Below are 21,651 nucleotides of genomic sequence, written 5' to 3'. Positions count from 1 at the left end.
TGTTAAGGGTGAAGGCGTATATTGCCTTGGGATCCAACCTGGGCGACCGGGCCGGGTACTTGCTGCTGGCGCTCTCCCGCCTCTCACACCTCCCGCGAACCCGGCTGTCGCGCCTCTCGCAGGTCTACCAGACCGATCCGGTGGGGCCGCCGGGGCAGGGGCCCTACCTGAACATGGTGGCCGAGGTCGAGGCTGGCCTCGAGCCGCAAGCCCTGCTGCAAGCCCTCCTGGAGATCGAAAAATCCTTGGGGCGGGAGCGCACTGCGCGTTGGGGGCCCCGCACCCTCGATCTAGACCTGCTCCTGTACGGTCAGGAGGTGATAGAGACCCCAGGGCTTATCCTGCCCCACCCCCGGCTGCATGAACGGGCCTTCGTGCTGGCCCCGCTATGTGACCTGATCCCCGAGGCCCGGCATCCGAGCTTGGGGATGACCTACCGAGAGTGGCTCGAGCGGGTAGACTCAAAAGGGGTGCGGGTCTGGGAGAAACCCCTATGAACACACAGTTTGATGTGCCCGAAAGCCTCCGGCGCTATCGCCGGGAAGTCCCCGCGGGCGGCTTGCGCTTTCACCTTTACGACGCTGGGCGCGGCCCCGTTTTCGTCCTGCTCCACGGCTTGGCCGACGAAGCCGACTCCTGGCGGCGGGTGATCCCGGCATTGGCCCAGACCCACCGGGTCATTGCCCCCGATCTTCCAGGCTTCGGTCGTACGGAGCGCCCCCGGCGGGCCTACACGCCCGGTTTTTTCGTGCGGGCGGTGGCGGCGTTGCTGGAGGGGCTTGGCTTGGAGGGGGTGGCCTTGGTGGGGAACTCCTTGGGGGCGGAGATCGCAGCCCGGCTGGCGCTCGAGCGCCCCCGGCTTGTGAACCGATTGGTTCTGGTGGACGGCCCCAGCTTGGGCGGTGGGGTCTCGCCCGCCTTGTTGCGGATGCTGGTGCCCGGCCTGGGCGAGCGCTACTATACCCGCCTGCGGGCCTCTCAGGACGAGGCCTACGCCACCTTGCGGCCCTACTACGCCGACCTCGAGGCCCTACCCCCGGAGGAGCGAGCTTTCCTGCGCCAGCGGGTGTGGGCCCGGGTCTGGAGCGACGGCCAGCGGCGGGCATTTTTCTCCACCCTCCGCCAGGCGGCTTTGGCCGGCCTGACCGAAGGCGCGAGGTTCCGCGAGGCCTTAAAGCGCTTGCGGATACCCACGCTGATCGTCTGGGGCGAGCAGGATTACATCGTGCCGGTCACCGCGGGACAGGCCCTGGCGGCGCTCATCCCCGACGCTAAGCTCCGGGTTATCCCCGCCTGCGGGCATCTGCCGCAGCAGGAAAGGCCGGAGGAGTTGGTGCGCTTGTTGCTGGGCGACTAATCCTACTGCCAGCGCTCCTCCGGCTCGAGCCCCTGCAATCTTCGCTTGATCTCCCCGATCAGGTATAGGCTCCCTGCCACCACCACCAGCCCGTCCCGGGGGATCATACATAGGGCTGTTTGCAACGCTGAAAGCGGGTCTTCCGCGATCTGCGCCCCTGGGAAATGGGGCAGCAATTCCGCGGGAGGGCGCGCGCGGGGGGAGGCGTAGCGGGTCAGGACGACCGGCCCCAGGTCGTGTAGCGCTTGGGCGATGGCGGGGGCGTCTTTGTCTTTCGATAGGGCCAGCACGAGCACCAGCGGTTTGTCGGGGAAGTGGGCCTTCAGCGCTTGCCGCAGCGCCCAGGCCCCTTCGGGGTTGTGGGCTCCGTCGAGGAGAATATTCCCCATCCGCTCCAGCCGGCCTGGGTGCCGGACCCGCTTGAGCCCTGTGCGTATCGCCTCCCGTCCTACGCCCAGCCTCCGTGCCGCAGCCGCGGCCAGGGCCAGGTTGCGGGCTTGGTGGGGGCCCAGCAGGGGGGTGTGGAGCAGGTGCGATTCCCCCTCAAGCTCGAGGGTAAAGGCAAGCCCGGCCTCCTGTGGCCTCACCTCCCGAATGGCGAAATCCTCCCCCAGCACCTGGAGTTCTGCGCCCACCTCGGCGGCGCAAGCCTTAAGCACCTCGAGCCCTTCCCCCTCGGCCCCGGTCAAGACGGGCTTCCCCGGGCGCATGATCCCGGCCTTCTCGCGGGCGATATGGCTGGGGGTCGGGCCTAAGATCTCGGTGTGGTCCAGGCCAATCGAGGTGATGAGGGAAAGCTCCGGCTCCACCGCGTTGGTCGCGTCGAAGCGCCCCCCTAAGCCGACCTCGAGCACGGCCCAGTCCACTCGCTGCCGAGCAAAGTGGAGCAGGGCCATGGCGGTGACGATCTCAAAAAACGAGGCCTCCACCTCTTCGGCTAAAGGCCTGAGCTCGTCGAGCAACGCCTCCAGCTCGTCGTCTGAGATCTCCGCTTCATCCACCACAATCCGCTCGCCAAAGCGCACCAGGTGCGGGCTGGTGTAAGTGGCGACGGTGTACCCGGCAGATCGGAGGATGCTCGAGAGCGCCTGGGTGGTGGAGCCTTTGCCGTTGGTGCCTCCCACCAAAACGCTGCGGTAGGTCCCTTCGGGGTGGCGGAGGCCTTCGAGTAAAGCCCGAATGCGCTCTAGGCCCGGCTTCGTGAACCTCTGCTGGGCCAGGAGCCAGCGCAGCGAATCCGTCATCTGGGTGGAGGTAGGCCCTCAGGATCCCGAATCCCCTCGGCAGCGCTCACACAGGCCGTGGTACTCGAGGCTCGCGCGCGTGATCTCGAGGTGGGGAAACCGGGAGCGGACCTCGCTCAGCACGTCGGGGATCTGGGTATCCAGGTCAATGATTTCGCCGCAGCGCTCGCAGATCATGTGCAGGTGGCCGTCGGTGTTGGCGTCGTAGCGGGTGGCTTCTCCGGCGCGGGTGAGCGGGATCAGGTGGCCCTCCTCGACCAGGGTGTCTAGGGTGCGATAGACGGTTCCCAAGCTGATGTTGGGGACTATCTTGCGCACCTCCTGGTAAACCCAGGCCGCATCGGGGTGGTTGCGGGCTTGCTTGACCACCTCGAGCACCGCTTTACGCTGACGTGTGAGCCGCTGAATCGCCATCGCTTAAGAGAGTATAGCGAAATCGGAGGATAAACACCAGAATCCTGAGCGGAATGCCATAGATAGCCGTAGGCTATACGCCGTACGTCAAAAGCTTTTTGGCATATAGCGTACGACGTAAAACCTCTAATACACCTTAGCCTGCTCGAGGATTTCCTTCCCGCCCTCGGCCAGCAAGTCCTGGGCCAGCTCATGGCCCAGCTCAACGGCTTCCGTCGCATCGCCCTCGATCTCCCCGCGGATCATCTCGCGGCCATCGGGGGAGAAAACCCCCCCCTCGAGCCGCAGGGTTCCGTCGTCCTCGACAAAGGCCAACGCCGCCACCGGCGCCTCGAGGCCCACGCCCAAAGCCGCAACGAAGGCCCGCTCGGCGCAGACCCGATCGCTGGAGGGGCGATGGTTGAGGCTGTAGGCCAGCTCCTCGGCGTAGTCATCGCCTAGCCGCACCTCGAGCCCCAGGGCCCCCTGCCCCGGCGCGGGTAGCAGGATCTCGGGATCTACGAACTGGTCTATGCGGTTGCGCAGATCGAGCCGCAACAAGCTCCCTGCGGGCATGATGATGGCGTCGTACTCGCCGGTTCCCAAAGCCTCGAGCTGATCGTCCACGTCGCCTTTGATCTCGCGTACCGCCAGGTCGGGGCGGTAGGCCAGGAGCTGGGCTTTACGGCGTAGCGAGGGCGCCCCCACCACCGCGCCAGCGGGGAGATCCTCGAGGCGCTTGGCGCTGCGCCCCACGAAGGCGTCGCGGGGGTCAACCCGACGGGTTACGGCGGTGAGGTGGAGCCCCTCGGCTTGGGCCAGGGGCAGGTCCCGTAGCGGGTGCAGGGCGATGTCGATCTCGCGCTTGCGCAAAGCGTCTTGCAAGCCTGCGGCGGGATCATCGCTGCGGTTGGTAATGGTCTTGGTCTTGAACTCGACCTCCGGCCAGTTTTCTTTGAGGCGTTCCACCACCCAGCGGGTTTGGGCCAAGGCAAGCAGGCTTCCCCGCGTGCCGATCACGATGACGCGCATAGCTTGACCTATTGTAGCGGAAAGATTTTGCTTGCCCAGCCCCTGTAAGCGGTCTGGGGACACGATGGGCTTGCTTGTTGGAATGAAATCTCCGCTCCTCCTGCGCTTGCCGCCTAGCTTTTCGCGTATGGCGTAAGGGCTCCCGGGTTACCGAACCGATTTTGGGCCTTGGCACCAAGGGGAGGGGTGGGGGGTCTTAATCTCCTGGCAAAAGCTCGGGCAGAGTCTGCGAAGGATCTGTGCCACCCGGTCGGGGGGGGCGTCACGGCAAGGAGCTGCCAGGGGCTTGGAGGGTCAAGCTGAGCCGAACCCGGTAAGGCCCCACCACCAGGGGGGAGGCCATAAAATCCGCAGTGAGCGGAACCAAGAGCAGCAGCCCGCTTTGCGGGTCGCGCAGCTGGACTCCCCAGGGGCCGGGCTCGAGCCCGTTCCAGCGGGCCCGGCCTTCGGAGTCCGTAAGGCGCAAAGCACCCCCCATCTCAGCGGGGAGCTGCCGGCCCCCAGGCCCCAGCCGCCACAGCAGCACCCGCAGCCCGGCAGCGGGCTGGCCTTGCCGCCACACCTGGACCTCGAGCGTCACCGTTTGTGGCGTACGTGGCTCTTCCGGGGGCCTAGGCGGGGGCACCTGGGCTAGCGCCAGGCCGAAGCATAGTCCGATCAAGCACATGAGGCGCATACCCAAACCTTAATCCCAGGAGTTCTGAGAACCCCTGGGATTAGCTTAGAGCGGGTTAGTAGTTGGCCAAGACGTAGTCCAGCGCGGCTTTGGCGTCCACCAGGCCGTAGCCGTACCAGCCTGCGTTTTGGGTGCGGTAATCAGGCTTGGCCAGCTGGCCAGTGAGGCTGGCGTTGGCCGTGCGCTCGAGGGCCACCCGCACCTGGAGCGGGGTCAGGTTGGGCTTGGCCGAGAACAACAAGGCCACCACCCCGCTCACCTGAGGGGCCGCCATCGAGGTGCCCTGCAGGTAGGCGTAGGGGTCGCTGGGGTTCTGCACGGTGGGGATGGTGGAGAGGATCCCCTGGCCCGGCGCCGCTACCGTCACGTAGTCGCCCGCGTCGGAGAAACCCGCGCGCAGGTTGTTGGCCGAGGTCGCCCCGACCCCGATCAGCCCGGGGATCACCGGGCTGTAACCGACTGGCCAGCTCAGGCGGTTACCTTCGCGGAAGGAGTTCCCCGCCGAGAATACGTACACCGTGCCCTTCTGGGTGCCGTAGCTGATCACATCGTAAAAGGCCTTGCTCTTGGCCCCGCTGCCCCAGGAGTTGTTGGCGACCTTGAAGCCGCAGTCGGCAGCGTACTTTAGCCCCCGCACCAGCATGTAGTTGGAGCCGCCAAGGTAACCCAGGGCCCGCACCGCGGCGATCTTGGCTTCGGGGGCCTGGCCCACCACGCCCTTGCCGTTGGCCGCTGCGGCGATGGTCCCGGCCACGTGGGTGCCGTGCCCGCCGGTATCTGAGGGGTCGGCGTCGTCGTCTGCGAAGTCGTAGCCGTGCAGGCCGGGGCAGCTCGGGTTATTGGGGTTGGGGTTGGTCCAGATGTTGGCCGCCAGGTCCTCGTGGTTCAGGTCTACCCCTTCGTCGATGACCGCCACGGTCACCCCCTGGCCGGTGTAGCCCGCGGCCCAGACCGCAGGGGCCCGGGTACGGTAGATGCCCCACAGGTAGGGCACGTTGCTGTAGTTGACGTTGCCGCCCACGCTGGCCGTGGCGAAGGGATCGCCCGTTGGGACTTCCACAAAGTACTTATCGGTGATGGGGCTGGGCAGGGCTTGCAGCCGGGGTGCCGAGGTTTTAGGTAGGCTGACCGCTTGCACCTCCTCCCGCGGGTTTTCCACCCAGTAGTTGGGCTCGGCGTACTCTACCCCGGCCTGGTGCGAGTAGGCCTCGGCGAAGGCGAGCTCCTGGCCTTTGGGCACCTGCACCCGCGCCAGTTGACCCCAATCGGCGTCGCCAAACGCCGAGACCTGTCGGCTGCCGCGGAGGGGCTGCACCGAGCTCAGGCTGACCCCGCCCTGGTACTTGACCAAGATCTCTCCGGCTACCGCCGGGTTGCCGTTCAGGGTAGTCAGCTCGGGGGCCTGGGTTTGGGGGGCGGGCTGGGTATTGCAGGCGGCGAGGATAGCCGCAGTGATCACAAACGCGATGGGCTTGCGCATGCTCCACCTCCTTTAGTTGCCCGTCTGGAAGCTGAAGGTCTCGCTGGCCGATTCGCGGTAGCCGTTGGCGAGCAGGTTTTGTAGGTAGCGCTGGCCCGCTGGCCTGGTGGCGGGGATGTAGCCCAGGGTGTCCAGATAGGCTTGGGCGATCCGCCCGTACGCCTCGTTCACCGGGTTGGACGGGAGGCGCCTGAGCCCGGCCAGGTGCCGGGGATTGATCCAGCGCGCGGCTAGGGTGGCCTCGAGGTCGCGCCCGATGGCGTCGCTCATCTCCAGGCCCTCGTAGGCGAAAGCCTGCCACTGGTAAGTCTGGTTGGCCCCGAGGGTTACGGGGACCGAGAGGGAAGTATTTTTGCTAAGGCCGTACCACACCAGCTTGCCGTTCGCGTCGTAGACGTCTACCTCGTACAAGGTGGCCTCGGGGACGGCCTTCCAGGAGAGGGTGGGGGTGCGGGATTGGCCCGTGGTGTTGTTGGCGGGGGCCTGGAGGCTGGGGATGGCCAGGAACTTGGCGGTGAGCGGGGTGCCCAGGTTGGTCCCGTCGCGCCACTGCTTGACGGTGGAGCGGGCCAACGTGTCTAGGTTGAGGGCGGTGCTGTCCACTTCGATCTGCTGGCTTTGGGCGGCGGGGTCGAGCTTGACGATGCGCATGTTCATGGCCCCCGCCCCCAGGTGGTAGTACTGGCCCAGCTCGATGCCGGCGGAGTGAATGGCGTGGTTGAAGAGCGGGAGGCTAAAGGAGAGGGCCTTGCTGGGGTCGCTGAAGTCGAAGCCGCTAAGGGCCGAGGTGTCGTGGGTGATGGAGAGCGTGGTGACCTTGGGGTTGGTGGCGGGATCGAAGGGCTCGAGCACCAGGTTGCCCACAGGCGTGTCGGGGAAATTGCTGGGTTTGGTGTAGAGGTCGACCCGGGGTTTGAAGGCGAACTTCTCCCAGAAGTAAGCCGTGGCGGTATTGGGATCGCCGGTGTCGGTGCCGGTGTAGTTGCCGCCCCACAGGCTGCCACTAAAAGCGAAGCCGTTGTTGCCGGTGAAGAGGGGAATCCGGAAGGAGCCGCCGGCCCCGGTGGTGACCACCCGTAAACCCCCGAAGAGCACCAGGCCGTTCTCGCCCGGGCTGATGGCCGTGCTCCCATCGTTAAAAACGCCCTCCGGCTGGGTGCCATTGCAAGCCGCCGGAGAAGTGCGGTCGGGGGCTGTGGAGGGCGGCGCGGCCACCACCGGGGTGGTTCCGTCGGTGTCGAGGAGGTTCCCGTAGATGCAGCCGAAGGTGTTGCGGCTTCCGGGGAGGGCAACCGAGGGGCCTCCCGGCAGGTAGATGTTCATCTCCCCGGCGGCTCCGTATTGATCGTTATAGGTCGCCACCGCAACCCCGTCATACGTTACCGCACCTAGCCCTGAGCCGGCTGGAGGGATCACCGTGAGGCTGAAGTTCGTTCCCCCGCTGTAGGTCAGGGAAAAAGCCCCGGTGGAGTCGGTGACGGCGGACTTGGTAGAGCCGCCCACCTGTAGCTGCACCTGGGCTCCGGCCACCGGGTTACCGCCCGTGCTTACGGACTGGTACACGAAGCCGCGAAGGGTGGTAGAGGGCTGGGTACAGCTTGATAACAGCGCAATCAGAGGTATGGTCAAAGCAGCGATTGACCGCATAGATCCTCCGTGGAACGGGTTTGTTTGCCTTGAGGATGCCTGTTGTCTCGCTACCTCCCCAGGCCTGGTAGAGGATGGCTGCACTATAAAGCGCTTTATAGGGTGTAGTCAACACAAAATTTCCCTGCCCAGCCCCAGGGCGAAAAAGCCCCCCAGGGTCGTGGCGAGGAGATTGGTGAGGTCATTGGACCATCCCTCGAGCCGGTCTTCCAGGAGGCCCAGCAGGGTATCGGCGAAGGCTCCGGCGATGCCACCGAGCGCGATGGGCCAGACCGGTTGGCCGAGGGCGAGCCCGAAAAGCCCGAAGATCATCGCCCCGACGACGAGGCCCAGCGTTCCCGGCAAACTTATGGCGGCGTTGGTTCCACTGGATACTGGTCCTTTGAGCGGGTGCCAGGCCGTGCTCGAGCGGGCTCCTACCTCGGTCGCCAGGGTATCGGCGGCGGCGGTGGCGATGGCCCCCAGGAAGAAGAGGGGAGCGCCGAGCGCGATGCCCAAAGCGGCGGGGAGCCCATTCGCCAGGACTTGGAGGGCGGTTCGGCCCTTTTGGTCGCGGCTTCGGGGGTTGAGGCGGGAGGCGGTGCTACCCAAGGCCGCCAGCAATATCACCGCGAGAGCCGCCGGAATCCCTCCTGCCCACAGCGGCAAGCCGCCCACCCAGGCGGCGGCCCAGGCGCTTTTCGGACGCAGCCAACCCAGGCGCTCGGCCAGCCAGCCCACGGCAAAGGCCACGCCGAGGCTAAAGGCCAAGGAGAGGATCATCATGCCCAGGTCTGGCCCCTACTGGGTCCAGCGTACGTTGCGCACGCCCGGCACCTGGCGGATCTGGTTTTCCAGTATGGCGCGCTCGGCCTCCCCCACCTCGAGCCGCACTTTCATGTGGGCGCTCTCGCCCAGGATGCGGCTCTCGATGCCCATAGCGCTCATCCCGGCCCCGGCGATCACGTCCATCACGTCGCGCATCAGCCCCGCCCGGTCCCGGGCGGTGATCTCGAGGTTCGTCACCCGGCCCCAGCCTACCCCCTCCCAGTGGGCGGCTACGATCCGGCCTGCGTCTTGCTCCAGGAGGCGCCTCAGGTTGGGGCAGCCCGCTCGGTGGATGCTCACCCCGCGCCCTCGGGTCACGTAGCCTAGAATGGGGTCGCCCTTCTCCGGGCTGCAGCAGCTGGCGAGCTTGAGGGGGGCAGCCAGGTCGTTCTCGAGCCGGATGCCCAGTTCGTTCTTGACCGGTTTAGGCTTGGCGGCGACGGCCTCTTCGGTTTTGGGGACCAGGATCCGGGCGATCTGCTGGGTGGTGACCCGGCCCTGGGCTAAGGCCATGTACAAGTCCTCAGGGGAGGCGTGGCGAACGAGCTTCTTGGCTACCTCCTCGAGGGCGCTCTCCTTGGGCAGGGGCAGGCCCCGGCGCTTGAAGTATTTCTCTAGAGCGCGCTGGCCTTTTTCCAGCGTCTCGGCCCGCTCGTCGGCGCGGAAGAAAGCCCGGATCTTCTGCTTGGCGGAGCGGGTTTTGGCGTACTCCAGCCAGTCTTTGGAGGGATGGGCGGTCTTGGCGGTGAGGATCTCCACGATCTCGCCGTTTTTCAGCTCGTAGGAAAGTGGCACGATCCGCCCGTTGACCTTGGCCCCCACCATGTGGTTGCCCACTTCGGTGTGGATGTGGTAGGCGAAGTCCACCGGGGAAGACCCGCGCGGTAGGTTGATGATGCGGCCTTTGGGGGTGAAGACAAACACCCGCCCCCCCAGAAGGTCGCGGGTCACCGCATCCACAAACTCGCGCGAGCTGCTGAACTCGGCCTGCCATTCTTGGATGCTCCTGAGCCAGTCCACCCGGCGTTTGATCTCCTCGGGGTCGGTGAGGCCCTGTTTGTAGAGCCAGTGCGCGGCGATGCCGTATTCGGCGATGTGATGCATCTCCCGGGTGCGAATCTGCACCTCGAGGGGCAAGCCGGAGCCGGCGATGACCGTGGTGTGCAAGGACTGATACCCGTTGGGCTTGGGGACGGCGATGTAATCCTTGACCCGGCCCGGGATCGGCTGCCAGAGGGCGTGGACCAACCCCAGCACGTGATAGCAGACCTGTTTCTCGCGCATGGCCTTTTCCTCCGGGTTGGAGCTAGGCCTGGGCTCGAGGATCACCCGCAGGGCCAGCAGGTCGTAGATCTGCTCGAGGGCGCGGCCCTCGCGCTGCATCTTTTTCCATATCGAGTAGAGGTGCTTGGTGCGGCCCGTGACCTCATAGCCCTGGATCGAGGCCCCCAGCACCGAGTCGCGCGCCAAAACCGCCTCCAGCGCCTCCTTGCCCCGCTCTACCGCCGCCTCGCGCTCGGCCCGGTGGCTTTTGAGCCGGCTCAGGAGGTCGGCGTAGGCCTGGGGCTCGAGGTAACGGAAGGAGAGGTCCTCGAGCTCCCACTTGATCTGCCCGATGCCCAGCCGGTGGGCCAGCGGCGCGTAGATCTCCAGGGTCTCCCGGGCGATGCGGGTCTGCTTGTGGGGCGGCATGAACTCCAGGGTGCGCAGGTTGTGCAGCCGGTCGGCCAGCTTGACGATGATGATCCGCACGTCCTCGGCCATGGCGATGAACATCTGCCGCAGGTCCTCAGCCCGCTGCTCCTCCAGGCTGGGCTCCTCCTTGGAGTCTTGGTGGGCCAGCTTGTAGAGCTTGGAGACCTTGGTCTCGCCCTCCACGATCCGCCGCACCGCTGCCCCGAAACGCTCCTCGATGTCTTCGGGTTTGACCTCGGTGTCCTCCACGGTGTCGTGGAGGAGGCCCGCCATCAAGGTCTCGGCGTCCAGGCCCAGCTCGGCCAGGATCTCGGCCACCGCCACCGGGTGGACGATGTAGGGCTCACCGGACTTACGCAGCTGGCCCCGGTGGGCCACAAAGGCGAAGTCTAGCGCGGCACGAACCCGCTCCTGCTCGGCGGGAGGCAGGTGGGTGAGTTTTGGCTCGAGGCGAGTCCAGAGCTGGGTTGGGCTTATATCCACCGCTTGCGACACTTCCTCAAGTGTATCAGGCGAGGGTCACAAGGGACTAGGGACGGGATCAGGATTGGGGCCAGGGGCTGCCTCACGGCAGCTCCTCCGCCCTCGCATGCCAGAAAAACGCGGCGGAGCCTCGCGGATTGTTATCGGACCAGTTTTGCCCCGACCTCGACGTAGGACGTGCGGCTACATCGCCGCCAGCTCGTCGCGGTGTTTTTCGATCTGGGTCAAGAGCTTCGAGAGCAGCCCCTTCTCCGCCAGTACCACCAGCCCCTTCTGGCCTAGCGGCGCCAGGATCAAAGCGGTCTCCGGCAAGGAGAGTACCGCCAGCCGGGCGGGTTGCCAGCCCAGATCCTCGCCCATGCGGCGGAAGTCCTCCAATAGGGCCTGGGCTACGCTGATGGGAAAGGGGAGGTGGCCTTCGATCAACCCCGAGGGGCCGAGCAGGGCTAAGCCCTCCACCCCGCGCCCCTGGAACGAAGCCAGAGCAGGGTGTTGGATGGGCTTTTCCTCCTTGGCGGGCTTGCTCTCGAAGATGCCCAGCAGCTCATCGATATTGACCCCTTTGAGCTCCTCCTTGAGGCGCTGAGCGGCCTGGTACTCTTCTTGGAGCTGCGCAGCCAGCGGTAGGGCCTCCTCGAGGGTACGCCGCACGTCCAACAGCCCGTTCACCCCCAGTTTGCCCATGCGCTCCTGAGCGGCAGCCAGAAACTCGATCATGGGGCGTAACCTGAATACCGTCTCGCCGCCGATGGTAGCCTGTTCGTGGTAGTCCACCAGCAGGCTGGCGATGCGGATCTGGAGCTGGCCGCGCAAGACCTCCAGCGCGCGCTGAGCTTGGCGGAGGGTTTCGTGCAGCGGGGTGAGGTCGGGGAGTTCTCCCGCTTGGAGGCGCGAGCGGAATTGGGCGATCTCGCTCAGCACTGCTTCTCCACCCACCCCGCGCAAAGCCTGAGCTTGCCCCTCGAGCTGGGCCAGCTGGGCCAGTAGGGCGTTGCGGCGCTGGGTGAGGACTTCCTCGAGCGCCCGCTCCAGGGGTTGGGGATCGGGGACCTGGCCGCTTTGCAAGGCGTTTAGGGCCGATTCCAAGCCGGGGATGGCAAAGCCCAGTTTGAGCGAGCGGCGGCGCAGGGCCTCCAAGCGCATGCTGACTTGGCCTTGGAATTCCCGCACCAGCCGCTGCATCTCGGCCTCGAGTTCGGCCAGGGGCTTGCTGGTATCGTTGAGTTCGGCCAGCAGACGGCTGCGCTGGGGCTCGAGGCTGTCCAGGCTGGGTAGCGCTTGTAAGGCGGAGCGCAGGCTGCTGCGGCGCAGGTTTTCCTCCTCGCGCTCACGGGCTAGCGCCTCGAGCAGCCCGGAGAGCCCCCGGCGCAACACCTGGAGGCTCTCCTCGCGGGGCTGGGCACCGGCCAGCTGGTTGAAGAAGACTTCCACCGTGGGCTGCCCGCGGTAGGCCGACAAGGCCGCCTCGGCCTCGCCGCGCAGGGTGTCGAGGGCTTGGCGTAGGCGCGCTTCGCGGGCTTTCTGTTCGCGCAGGCTTTTGGCCTCTTGCGCCAGCGCCTCGAGCGCTTCCCCCAGCGCCGCCAGGTCTTCGGGGATCACCCCGGCCTGCAAGGTCTCAAAGGCTACGTTGAGCCGGGTCGTCACCCCCGCGAGCTTGGGAGCCAGTTCCTCGAGAGGCTCATGGCCGAGTTCGCGCAGCCGCTCGGCCAGCCACTCGTAGCGTGCCCTAGCCTCCGAGAGGGCCTCTTTGAGAGCGGCTTTGAGCTTGGCCTCGAACTCTGGGAGGGCTGCCCCCAGCGGCTCGCCCGTGGCTAGCTGGGCCTCTAGGCGCTCCAGGAGGGGGGCCACCTCGCTGCGGGAGAGCACCCCGGCGTAGCGCTCCTTAAGGGTCTCGAGGGCGCGGCGGTCCTCCGCCACGTCGATCTCGCGGATCTTGCCCAGCTGTTCTTCGGTAAGCTCGCCAAAATCGATCTCGAAGGTGGGGTAGCGCTCGGAGGCGGGAGAACCGTCCGCACGGGGCGGCTCGGGGGGGGTCTCCATCACGAACTCCGCCGTCTCGTCGGGTACCGGGACCTCGGGCTCGAGGCGGCTTTCCAAGGTGGGGTTCTGCACCACGCTGGATTCCACCAGCTTGCGCAGCTCGGCGGCGATGGAGCGAGCCCGCTCCACCTCGCCGGGGGCCAGGGTCTCGCTCGCGTGCGCTTCCTTGATCTGCCGCAGCAGCGCCTCCAGGCGGCGCACCTTGGGGCCGCCCACGCTGCTCACCCGGTTAAGGGCCGCCTCCAGATCGCTGATGTCGCGGGTTTGGCGCAGCAGCGCTGCCTGCAAGCGCTCCTCGAGCTGGACCAAGAGGCCCTGGCCTTCCCGGAGCAACTCCTCGGGCTCGACCCCCTTTTCCTGCTCTCGTTTGATCACCATCACCAAGCTGCGCAGCCGGCTCACCTCAGGCCACTCCAGGTAGAGCCCCATGCGCTTGAGCCCGGCCTCGAGGTCGGCCAGGCTGGCGGGCCTGGCCTCGGCCCGCACGGGGGCTGGGAGGGGCTCGAGCGGAGGCTCGCTGGAGGGGATGGGCACCGGGGGCGGGGGGGCGGCAGGCTTGGTGGAGACCCCCTCCTGCTCGCGGATCACTTGCAAGAGACTCTCGATCTGCTGGCGGGCCTCAGAGGCGGGGCGGGTGGCTTGAAGCTCCCGGTAGACGAGCCGCTTGAGCAGGGTTTCGGCTTGTGCTACCTGGAGGCTTTCCGGGCTCACCCCTAGCCGCCGCACCCCCTCTTCCAGCACGGTTTGGGTGCGGCTACCCAGGAGGGGCTCGAGGGATTGCTGCAAGGTCTGGTAAAGCGACATTCTAAGGATATTATCCCACCCTTTCCGCCTCCCAAGGGTTCATGCTGGTAAAAAGCCCCTCCAGGGTCACCGGAGGCGGGGACCTCAAAACTCTTCGTCCCACTCGACCAGGGTTTCGGTGGTCATCTTGGGGTCCACGCGGCCTACGGAGACACCGGTTGGCTGGGTATTGCTCAAGGGGGTGCGGGCGTTCTGCAACAGCCCGAACTGGATAGCAATCCCACGCAGCCCAATCCCTGCGAAGGCGATCACCAAGAATAGGGTGAGGGCCCAGAACATCTGGGCAGTTACGCTTTGCTGGATGGAGAGGTTGGCCAGCGCGCCGAAGAAGGGCAGGTTGCCGTAGTCCGCGAGGATCGAGCCGATGTAGGAGAGGCCCTCGAGCATCGCTGGCAACAGCAGGAAGAAGAAGGCCAGGCCCAAGAAGCGCCAGTAGATGTTGCGCCCGCCGAAGGTCAGCACGAGGAGGTACAGGGGGATCACCGCTAACAGCCCGGCTAGGATGAAGAGCACCGCGCGGGGCAGGCCCAAAAGCAGGAGCTGAAGCCTTACCTGAAAGTTATGGCCGAAGCCCAGACTCTGCCGGGAGAGGGCCAGCCGGGACTCTTCCAGCTCGTTGGAGAGCACGCTGAAGTCGGTGGTGCGCAGCCCCACCGCTTGCTGCATGGCGCCGATGAGCTGGTTGGTGCGTTCGGCGAGGGCGGGGTTGAGAGCGGCCACGATCGGCTCGACCTGGCTGCGGTACTGGGACTGGAGTTGCCGCAGGGTCTGGCGGGCTTGCTCGAAGCGGCCCACCTGCACCTGCGACTGGGCGGTGATGGCCTGCCCTTTGACCTCGAGGACCGCGCGCTTCCAGTCATCGATGCTGAAAATCCCTGCCCCGGTGAGCTGCTCGGTGACCCGCTCGGCCTGGGCGGGGTCGCTCAGCAAGAAGCGCACATCTCCCAGAAGGCGCTGGTAGGCGTCCTCGGCAGGGGCGCTGGGCTGCGCCAAGACCGCGGGAATCGGCGAGGGCGGGGTGGTTTGGGGTTTGCTCTGAGGGTGGGGCGTGGGGCTTTGGGCAGCCACCCCCCCACTGGCGGGGGGGGTGACGGCCTGCGCGGATTGACTGGACGGTCGGCTCCCGATCTGTTGGAGGAAGGCTTGGATCTTTTGGCTCAGGGCTCGAGCTTGGCTACGGAAATCCTCCGCCTGGTTAGCCGAGAGCTTGGCCAGCGCTCCCACAAAATCCTGTGCGGAGAGCCCGTTGGCCCGAGGCGAGTCCTGGACCACCAGGTACAGGGCGTAAGCTCGGGTGGTGTCGAGATAGGCGGCCTGGAGGCTGGCCTGGCTGCGCGCCCGGTTGATGGCGTTGAGCATGTTTTGCGCGTAGACGCGCTCAAAAAGCAGCCGCAGGCCGTTGAGGTTGGCGGCGTTGGCCAGCGCGGTGGCCTGTTCGGGTAGGGTGGCCGGGAGCTCGCTCGCCGCTATCAGGCGGCGCAGCAACTCCTGGGCCTGGGGGATTTGTTTGGCCGTGACGGCGGCGAAGTAGGCGTCGTACAGGGCTTTGCCCAAGATGCCCCGGATCACCAGGATGCGCGCCTCGAGGTCGGTGCGGCTGCGGCGCTGGATGGCCACCTTGGCGTCCTCGAGGTTGCGCAGAATCCCGTCGCTGAGCTGAGAGGCCAGGTCGCTGGCTGAGCCTCGGAAGCGGTTCTGAGCGTCGTTGAGCAGGGTCAGGGCTTGCGCGGGGTTGCGGCTTTGCAGGTTCTGCACCTGGGCTAGGCTGCTTGCGAGCTGGTCATACACGGTGGCAATCGGGGCTGCCGAGGCCCCCATAGAGCAAACTAACGTGGCGAGAACCAAGACTGCCAGCCAACGCTTCATCTCATAACCTCCCGGTAGGGCGCTTTCTTCAGGGGTGTCTTTGGCCAGACGCACATATTCGCTTTCCTAGGCTAGCTTGGGTGCTCCACCTCTTGCAGGCCCTCGATGTACCGCAAGCGGTACATCAGGGCTCCCAGGTTGGCCTCTCCACGGGCGAGCACCGCGATCCACCCTACCCGCATGGGCCGGATCAGCAACTGGGCCGACTCCAACACAGTGTAGAACATGGAATAGCTTCCTCGGGTGACGATTAGTCGGTGGGCGGTGCCGACCATCCGGGCAAATTCCGGCCCCAGCCCCGGGGCGCGGACCTCGCGCCCGTAGGGGGTCTCCAGGATAACCCCGACTACCCCTTCGAGCCGGGCCAGGTTTTGCACCAAACCTTGTCGCGCGACCGGATCGGAAAGAGGTATCTGCTCGAGGGGTGGGGGCGCCTCGGGCTCCTCGTCGGGGGAAGGGACGGGGGCAGGCGGGGGGGTGGGGCTCGAGCGTAGCTTGGCTAGGATGGCCTTGAAAGGTGGTAAAACCCCCCTCACCGGCAGGACTTGGGTCAGCTCGCGCATCAGTGGCCCCTCGATCACCCGGGCCCAGTCCTCAGGGGAAAGGGGAGGACGCCCCCCCGCCTTGATCGCCCGCTGAAGGAGGTTGAGGGCGGCCCCGCGGGATACGTACGAGCTTAAGGCTTCCAACACCTGCTGTTCGATGTCCATAGGGTGATCGCTCGACATTGGGTGCTGGGTCGGACAGGCCCAAAGGGGCTTGCCAACCTAACGGGTTGAGTGTACCATGTCGGTTGCCCGACTTCGGGCCGTTTGCACAAGCCGGTTAGATGGGTCGTAAGCCCGGTGTGCCCCCTTGGGGCGTCGTCTAACGGCAGGACTGCGGATTCTGGCTCCGCCAATCGTGGTTCGAATCCACGCGCCCCAGCCAAGCGGCCGGCCCGGGGCTACCAACCCCGGGACGGTGTACTGCCTGGCCCCATCGACTAGCGGTTAGGTCACCGCCCTTTCAAGGCGGCGGCAGGGGTTCGAATCCCCTTGGGGTCACCAAACAATCCCCGGCTTTGGCCGGGGATGTTTCTCCCCCCTCATATACCCCCTAGAGGTATTTTGTCAGCCTGAATACGCTCCCCCCCGGATATACGGTGTAGCCTGTTAGCTAGCAGGGGGTAGAGCTGTGAGCGAATACGATGTGGTGATCGTGGGGGGCGGCCCGGCGGGCCTTACCGCGGCAATCTATACGGGTCGGGCCAACCTCAAGACCTTGATCCTCGAGAAGGGCCTCCCCGGTGGGCAGATCGCCCAGACCGAGGAGGTCGAGAACTACCCCGGCTTCCCCGAGGCCATCAGCGGCGCTGAACTGGCCAAGCGCATGGAAGACCAAGCCCGCAAGTTCGGCGCGGAACTCCTGATGGACGAGGTACAGGCCATTGAGCGGAGCGAAGAGGGTTTTTGGGTAAAGGGGTTTGAGCGGACTTACCGGGCCAGGGCGGTGATCCTGGCCACCGGGGCCAATCCCAAGAAGCTGGGGGTGCCCGGGGAGGAGAAGTTCTACGGGCGTGGGGTGAGCACCTGCGCCACTTGCGACGGATTCTTCTACCGGGGCAAGGAAGTGGTGGTGGTGGGTGGAGGGGACGCGGCGGTGGAGGAGGGCCTCTTCCTCACCAAGTTCGCCTCTAAGGTCACCCTGATCCACCGCCGCGGCGAGCTGCGCGCCAACAAGACCGCCCAGGCCAGGGCTTTCGCCAACCCCAAGATGCACTTCCTCTGGAACACCGTGGTGGAGGAGATCCTGGGGGAGGAGGCGGTGACCGGGGTGCGGCTGCGCAACCTCGAGACCGGCCAGGTCTACGACTTCAAGACCGATGGGGTTTTTGTCTTCATCGGCCATGTCCCCAACACCGAGTTCGTAAAGGGACTGGTGGCCTTGCGCCCCGACGGCTACGTGGAGGTGAAGGACGAGGTGTACACCTCGGTGCCGGGGCTTTTCGCCGCGGGCGACGTGGCCGATCCCATCTACCGCCAGCTCGGCACCAGCGTGGGGGCTGGAACCCGGGCGGCGATGGTGGCCGAGAAGTACCTCGCTGCGCACGAACGTCCGGAGTCGAACCCTTCGCCGGCCATCTAGGCCTACCTGAACGATTAAGGGGTTGCGATTCTGACCGGCGGGTCATAATGGGGGCACGTCTCGCCTCGAGTATCCCTTCACCCCTACCGCCAATCACGTAGACGAACTCCACGGCCGCAAAATCCCTGATCCCTATCGCTGGTTGGAAGACCCCAACGGCCCGCAGACCCGAGCCTGGATCGAAGTGCAAAATGCGTTGACTTTAGCAGATCCCGGCGCGGGAGCACCCGAGGAAAAAGCCGATATCTACGCATTTCTCTTCCGGGTGCTGGGGCTCGAGGGGGCGGTCTCGAGCCCCGCTTGCGGTAACGTAAAGATGTGGACGTAGCCGCGATCCTCGAGCTGTACGCGCAGGGTTATTTCCCGCTAGGTTTCGCGGACGGCGTGGGCTGGTTCGACCAGCGGGCCTACGGCACCCCGCTCCGGGCGCTGATGCCCTTGGACGAACGCTTCCATGTACCGCGCTCGCTGCGCCGGGCGCTCAACTCGGGGCGCTTTGAGATTCGCATCAACGCTGACTTTATGGGGGTAGTGGAGGGCTGCGCCACCCGGGGTTGGAGCTATAGCAGCGAGACCTGGCTGACCCCCGAGCTGGCCCAGATGTACCTGCGGCTTCACCAGGCTGGGTTCGCCCACAGCTTTGAGAGCTGGTACCGAGGCGAGCTGGCCGGAGGGATTTTAGGGCTGGCCCTGGGCGGGGCTTTTATCGGGGACAGCATGTTTTACGCGGTCCCGGAGGCTTCCAAGGTCGCACTGGTGCGGCTGGTAGAGCACCTGCGGCAGCGGGGGTTTGTCCTCTTCGACGTGCAGGTGCAAAACCCCCACCTGGAGCGCTTCGGGGCCTACGAAGTCTCGCCGCGAGAGTACCGGCAGAGGCTGCAAGAGGCCCTCGCTCGCCCGGTCCGCTTTGTCTAGCGCTGAGCTGGCTCCCTCACCGAGCCATCATCTGGGGAACCGGGGATTTCTATAAACTTCTGCCTTAGGAGGAGAAAATGCGGCGACTTGTAGCGGCGACGCTCCTGCTGGTAGGGATGGCTGTGGGACAAGCGGCCCTCGATCAGCCCCTGCCGGTGGCGGGGGATGTGATCATCGGGAAGCTTTCCAACGGGCTTACCTACTACGTGCGGAAAAACAGCGAGCCCAAAGACCGGGCCGAGCTGCGGCTGGTAGTCAATGCCGGCTCCAACCAGGAGGACGACGACCAAAAGGGGCTGGCCCACTTCCTCGAGCACATGCTCTTCAAGGGCACCGCGCGCTTCCCCGGGCTCGAGATCATCAACTTCCTGGAAAAGATCGGGATGCGCTTCGGGCCGGACATCAACGCCTACACCAGCTTCGACGAGACGGTCTACATCCTCAAGATCCCCACCACCGACCCCGCGGTGGTGCAGAAAGCCTTCGACGTGCTGCAAGACTGGGCGCAGTCGGCTACCCTTGCGGAGGCCGACGTCAAGGCCGAGTCCGGGGTGATCGTGGAGGAGGAGCGCTTACGCGATCGCACCGCCAGCGGGCGGATCAACAAGCAACTTATCGAGCTACTAACCTCCGGCTCGCGCTACGCCCTGCGCCGTCCCATCGGGGACATGGAGATCGTGCGCTCGAGCCCCACCGAGGCCATCCGGCGCTTTTACCGCGACTGGTACCGCCCCGACCTGATGGCGGTGGTGGCGGTGGGCGACTTCGACCCCAAGGCGATAGAGGAGATCATCCGGAAGAACTTCGCCGGGCTCAAGAATCCGGACAACCCCCGTCCGCGGCAGAGCTACACCATCCCTGCACAAGCCGCCGACGCCTACAAAGTCTTGAGCGACCCCGAGTTTCCCGCCACCCAGGTGAGCCTCTACGGGCTCAAGCCCGCGGCCCCCGAGCGCACCTTGGGCGACGTGAAAAACCGCATCCGCAGCGAACTCTTCGCGGCCATGATGGCCACCCGCCTGGACGACTTGGCCAATGGCCCCAACCCGCCCTTTCTGCAGGCCGAGGCCGGGAGGAGCGGCTTTGTGCGCACCCACGACGTAGAGGAGCTGAGCGCCCAAGCCCGCGAGGGCCAGGAGGCGACCGCCCTCGAGGCTTTGGTCACCGAGCTGCGCCGGGCCCGGCTGGGCTTTACACAGGCCGAGCTCGAGCGGGCCAAAGCCCAGCTGCTGGCCCGCTACCAGAAGAACTTCAACGAGCGCGACAAGCGCAACAGCAGCGACTTGGCCGACGCCTACGTGGAGGTCTTCCTGAGCGGGGCGGTGTCCACCTCGGACCAGACCGACTACGAGCTGGCCCAGCGCTTTATCGGCGAGCTGACCCTGGGCGACCTGAACGCCTACGCCCAAGCCTTCCTGAGCGGGCCTAAGGACGTGCTGGCCATCCGCCCGGAGAAAGCCGGCCTGGCCCCCTTGAGCGAGGCCGACCTGCAGAAGGTCGTGGCCCAGGCCGAGGCCAAGCCGGTCCAGGCCTACCAGGAGAACGCTACCAACGCCGCGCTGCTGGAGAAGATCCCCGCTCCCGCGGCCATCCTCAAGGAGAACAAACAACCCACCTACACCGAGCTGGTGCTGGCCAACGGGGCCCGGGTGCTCTACAAGAAGACCGATTTCAAGGCCGACGAGGTGCTCTTCAGGGCCTACAGCCCCGGCGGGGCCTCGCTCTACTCCGACGAGGACTACCCCGAAGCCCGCATCATCCCCGCGGTAGTGGACCAGAGCGGCCTGGGCGCCCTCGAGCGCAGCCAGCTTGTCCGGGTGCTGGCCGGGAAGCAAGTGGCGGTCACGCCCTTCATCAACGAGCGCGAGGAGGGGATGCAGGGGAACTCTACGGCGAAAGACCTCGAGACCCTCTTCCAGCTCGTCTACCTCTACTTCACCCAGCCCCGGGCTGACCAGGCTATTTTTGAAAAGGAGAAGCAAAGCCGCCTCGAGGCCGCGCAAAACCGCGCCCTGAACCCCATCAGCGCCCTCCAAGACGTGCTCGACGAGTACCGCCTGCCCGGCACCCTCCGGGGCCACGCCTTCAGCCCCGAAGCCCTGCAAAAGCTCGACCGCGAGCGGGGCTTGGCCATCTACAAGGAGCGCTTTTCCAACGCCGCCAACTTCACCTTCGTGTTCGTGGGCAGCTTCGACGAGGAAAAGCTCAAGGACTTTGCCCAGAAGTACCTGGGAACCCTGCCCACCAAGAACGCCAAGGACACCTGGAAGAACGTCTTCCCCAAGACCAACCCCGCCAAGGTGGAGAAAAACGTCTACCGCGGCAAGGACGAGCGCGGCTACGCGGTGATGTACTACGCGGCGCCCCTCGAGTTCAGCCTCAAGAATGGCGTGGCGGCCTCCGCGCTGCAAAACCTCTTGGACATCCGCATCACCGAGGAACTGCGCGAAAAGCTGGGCGGGATCTACAGCGCCGGGGTGAACGTCAACCTGGTCCGCGATCCCTATCCCGAGGCCAGCGCCCTGATCCAATTCAGCTGTGACCCCAAGAAGGCCGAGGAGCTGCTGGGGGCCCTGGCCAAGGTGATCGAGGAGGTCAAGACCCAAGGGGCCAGCGAGGTGAACTTGAACAAGGTGCGCGAGCAGCTCAAACGCGCCCGCGAGGAGGCCCTGCGCACCAACGGCTTCTGGCTCAACCGCCTGGTCAATTTCGCCCAGTACCCCGATCTCGACCCCAACGACACCCAGGGCTACTTCACCACCGTAGAGGGCCTCACCTCGCAGGACCTGCAGCGGATGGCCCAACTGCTCTTCCGGGACAGCTACCTGAAGGCGGTGCTCTACCCGGAGGCGATGAAGCCCTGAGCAGGCAAGCAATCGGCCTAGGCCGTCTTGATCCTCTTTTGGATTGGCCAGCTATGGGGGTTGTAGTAACTTGAAGTTGCGCGAACCCCAAGCAAGCGCCAAAACCCGGGGGGGTTCGCGCAAGCCGAGAAATCGGCTAGGGGACATTGAAAACCCGTTTTCCCCTCACCTTCCCCCACCCTGCGTCGGAACCCTTTTTAGGGGGGTTCGCGCAAACGGCC

At 65.8% G+C, this 21,651-nt stretch carries 16 protein-coding genes, 2 tRNA genes and 1 pseudogene; 8 read left to right on the top strand and 11 right to left on the bottom strand.

All coding sequences use genetic code 11. The features are described 5' to 3' along the window. The first annotated feature begins 8 nt into the window (after positions 1-8). Positions 9-497: a 2-amino-4-hydroxy-6-hydroxymethyldihydropteridine diphosphokinase gene (gene folK / locus DNA98_RS16280; RefSeq protein WP_110532446.1), complete on the top strand. Its 489-nt coding sequence runs from the start codon at positions 9-11 to the stop codon at positions 495-497. Further along, the gene (locus DNA98_RS16275) at positions 494-1,357 is read left to right on the top strand and encodes an alpha/beta fold hydrolase (protein WP_110532445.1); all 864 of its coding nucleotides are present in this window, start codon (positions 494-496) and stop codon (positions 1,355-1,357) included. Before folK ends, DNA98_RS16275 begins: the two co-directional genes overlap by 4 nt. A 2-nt stretch (positions 1,358-1,359) precedes the next feature. On the opposite strand, the gene DNA98_RS16270 is transcribed toward DNA98_RS16275, so the two are convergent. The 11 genes from DNA98_RS16270 to DNA98_RS16220 form a co-directional block, all read right to left on the bottom strand. Then, a complete protein-coding gene (locus tag DNA98_RS16270) occupies positions 1,360-2,601 on the bottom strand; it encodes a folylpolyglutamate synthase/dihydrofolate synthase family protein (protein ID WP_110532444.1) in 1,242 nt (413 codons plus the stop codon). An 18-nt stretch (positions 2,602-2,619) separates the two neighbouring features. Next, entirely contained in the window at positions 2,620-3,015 is a 396-nt protein-coding gene (perR, locus tag DNA98_RS16265) for a manganese-dependent transcriptional regulator PerR (RefSeq protein WP_110532443.1), read from the bottom strand. Positions 3,016-3,141: 126 nt separating this feature from the next. Continuing rightward, on the bottom strand, positions 3,142-4,026 hold the full coding sequence (hemC, locus tag DNA98_RS16260; protein ID WP_110532442.1) for a hydroxymethylbilane synthase: 885 nt from the start codon (positions 4,024-4,026) through the stop codon (positions 3,142-3,144). Positions 4,027-4,288: 262 nt separating this feature from the next. Continuing rightward, complete coding sequence (locus tag DNA98_RS16255) at positions 4,289-4,702, bottom strand: hypothetical protein (RefSeq protein ID WP_129865729.1); 414 nt, start codon at positions 4,700-4,702, stop codon at positions 4,289-4,291. 55 nt (positions 4,703-4,757) lie between these two features. Further along, on the bottom strand, positions 4,758-6,182 hold the full coding sequence (locus tag DNA98_RS16250; RefSeq protein ID WP_110532440.1) for a S8 family serine peptidase: 1,425 nt from the start codon (positions 6,180-6,182) through the stop codon (positions 4,758-4,760). 12 nt (positions 6,183-6,194) lie between these two features. Further along, complete coding sequence (locus DNA98_RS16245; RefSeq protein ID WP_129865728.1) at positions 6,195-7,829, bottom strand: carboxypeptidase-like regulatory domain-containing protein; 1,635 nt, start codon at positions 7,827-7,829, stop codon at positions 6,195-6,197. A gap of 108 nt (positions 7,830-7,937) precedes the next feature. After that, positions 7,938-8,594, bottom strand: coding sequence for a DUF92 domain-containing protein (locus DNA98_RS16240; RefSeq protein ID WP_233493267.1), 657 nt, complete (start codon positions 8,592-8,594; stop codon positions 7,938-7,940). A 15-nt stretch (positions 8,595-8,609) separates the two neighbouring features. Beyond that, positions 8,610-10,826: a bifunctional (p)ppGpp synthetase/guanosine-3',5'-bis(diphosphate) 3'-pyrophosphohydrolase gene (locus DNA98_RS16235; RefSeq protein ID WP_110532438.1), complete on the bottom strand. Its 2,217-nt coding sequence runs from the start codon at positions 10,824-10,826 to the stop codon at positions 8,610-8,612. A gap of 171 nt (positions 10,827-10,997) precedes the next feature. Then, a complete protein-coding gene (locus DNA98_RS16230; RefSeq protein ID WP_110532437.1) occupies positions 10,998-13,658 on the bottom strand; it encodes a hypothetical protein in 2,661 nt (886 codons plus the stop codon). Between the two features lie 84 nt (positions 13,659-13,742). Next, positions 13,743-15,524 (bottom strand): hypothetical protein, encoded by a 1,782-nt coding sequence (locus tag DNA98_RS16225; RefSeq protein ID WP_110532463.1) that lies wholly within the window; start codon positions 15,522-15,524, stop codon positions 13,743-13,745. 71 nt (positions 15,525-15,595) lie between these two features. After that, a complete protein-coding gene (locus DNA98_RS16220; RefSeq protein WP_110532436.1) occupies positions 15,596-16,234 on the bottom strand; it encodes a hypothetical protein in 639 nt (212 codons plus the stop codon). Between the two features lie 146 nt (positions 16,235-16,380). On the opposite strand from DNA98_RS16220, the gene DNA98_RS16215 reads away from it, so the two are divergent. From DNA98_RS16215 to DNA98_RS16190, 6 genes and pseudogenes are all read left to right on the top strand, one after another. Continuing rightward, positions 16,381-16,454: transfer RNA gene (locus DNA98_RS16215), tRNA-Gln, on the top strand. Between the two features lie 44 nt (positions 16,455-16,498). Beyond that, positions 16,499-16,573 (top strand) — tRNA-Glu (locus DNA98_RS16210). 127 nt (positions 16,574-16,700) lie between these two features. Continuing rightward, complete coding sequence (gene trxB, locus DNA98_RS16205; RefSeq protein ID WP_110532435.1) at positions 16,701-17,651, top strand: thioredoxin-disulfide reductase; 951 nt, start codon at positions 16,701-16,703, stop codon at positions 17,649-17,651. A gap of 91 nt (positions 17,652-17,742) precedes the next feature. Beyond that, a pseudogene (locus DNA98_RS18265) lies at positions 17,743-17,979 on the top strand (hypothetical protein); the annotation flags it as partial. Further along, on the top strand, positions 17,970-18,566 hold the full coding sequence (gene aat, locus DNA98_RS16195) for a leucyl/phenylalanyl-tRNA--protein transferase (RefSeq protein ID WP_110532434.1): 597 nt from the start codon (positions 17,970-17,972) through the stop codon (positions 18,564-18,566). The pseudogene DNA98_RS18265 and the gene aat, both read left to right, overlap by 10 nt. Before the next feature lie 77 nt (positions 18,567-18,643). Then, a complete protein-coding gene (locus tag DNA98_RS16190) occupies positions 18,644-21,430 on the top strand; it encodes a pitrilysin family protein (RefSeq protein ID WP_110532433.1) in 2,787 nt (928 codons plus the stop codon). Positions 21,431-21,651 lie beyond the last annotated feature (221 nt).

This window comes from Meiothermus sp. Pnk-1 (genome assembly GCF_003226535.1).
In the GTDB taxonomy this organism is placed as follows: domain Bacteria; phylum Deinococcota; class Deinococci; order Deinococcales; family Thermaceae; genus Allomeiothermus.
Note: the sequence above shows the minus strand (reverse complement) of the source record. Positions and strands in the feature narration are given on the sequence as shown.

Coding starts and splice junctions, on each gene's coding strand:
- DNA98_RS16275 (WP_110532445.1), top strand. CDS start 494: ATGAACACACAGTTTGATGTGCCCGAAAGCCTCCGGCGCTATCGCCGG.
- DNA98_RS16270 (WP_110532444.1), bottom strand. CDS start 2,601: ATGACGGATTCGCTGCGCTGGCTCCTGGCCCAGCAGAGGTTCACGAAG.
- perR (WP_110532443.1), bottom strand. CDS start 3,015: ATGGCGATTCAGCGGCTCACACGTCAGCGTAAAGCGGTGCTCGAGGTG.
- hemC (WP_110532442.1), bottom strand. CDS start 4,026: ATGCGCGTCATCGTGATCGGCACGCGGGGAAGCCTGCTTGCCTTGGCC.
- DNA98_RS16255 (WP_129865729.1), bottom strand. CDS start 4,702: ATGCGCCTCATGTGCTTGATCGGACTATGCTTCGGCCTGGCGCTAGCC.
- DNA98_RS16250 (WP_110532440.1), bottom strand. CDS start 6,182: ATGCGCAAGCCCATCGCGTTTGTGATCACTGCGGCTATCCTCGCCGCC.
- DNA98_RS16245 (WP_129865728.1), bottom strand. CDS start 7,829: ATGCGGTCAATCGCTGCTTTGACCATACCTCTGATTGCGCTGTTATCA.
- DNA98_RS16240 (WP_233493267.1), bottom strand. CDS start 8,594: ATGATGATCCTCTCCTTGGCCTTTAGCCTCGGCGTGGCCTTTGCCGTG.
- DNA98_RS16230 (WP_110532437.1), bottom strand. CDS start 13,658: ATGTCGCTTTACCAGACCTTGCAGCAATCCCTCGAGCCCCTCCTGGGT.
- DNA98_RS16225 (WP_110532463.1), bottom strand. CDS start 15,524: ATGAAGCGTTGGCTGGCAGTCTTGGTTCTCGCCACGTTAGTTTGCTCT.
- DNA98_RS16220 (WP_110532436.1), bottom strand. CDS start 16,234: ATGGACATCGAACAGCAGGTGTTGGAAGCCTTAAGCTCGTACGTATCC.
- DNA98_RS16190 (WP_110532433.1), top strand. CDS start 18,644: ATGCGGCGACTTGTAGCGGCGACGCTCCTGCTGGTAGGGATGGCTGTG.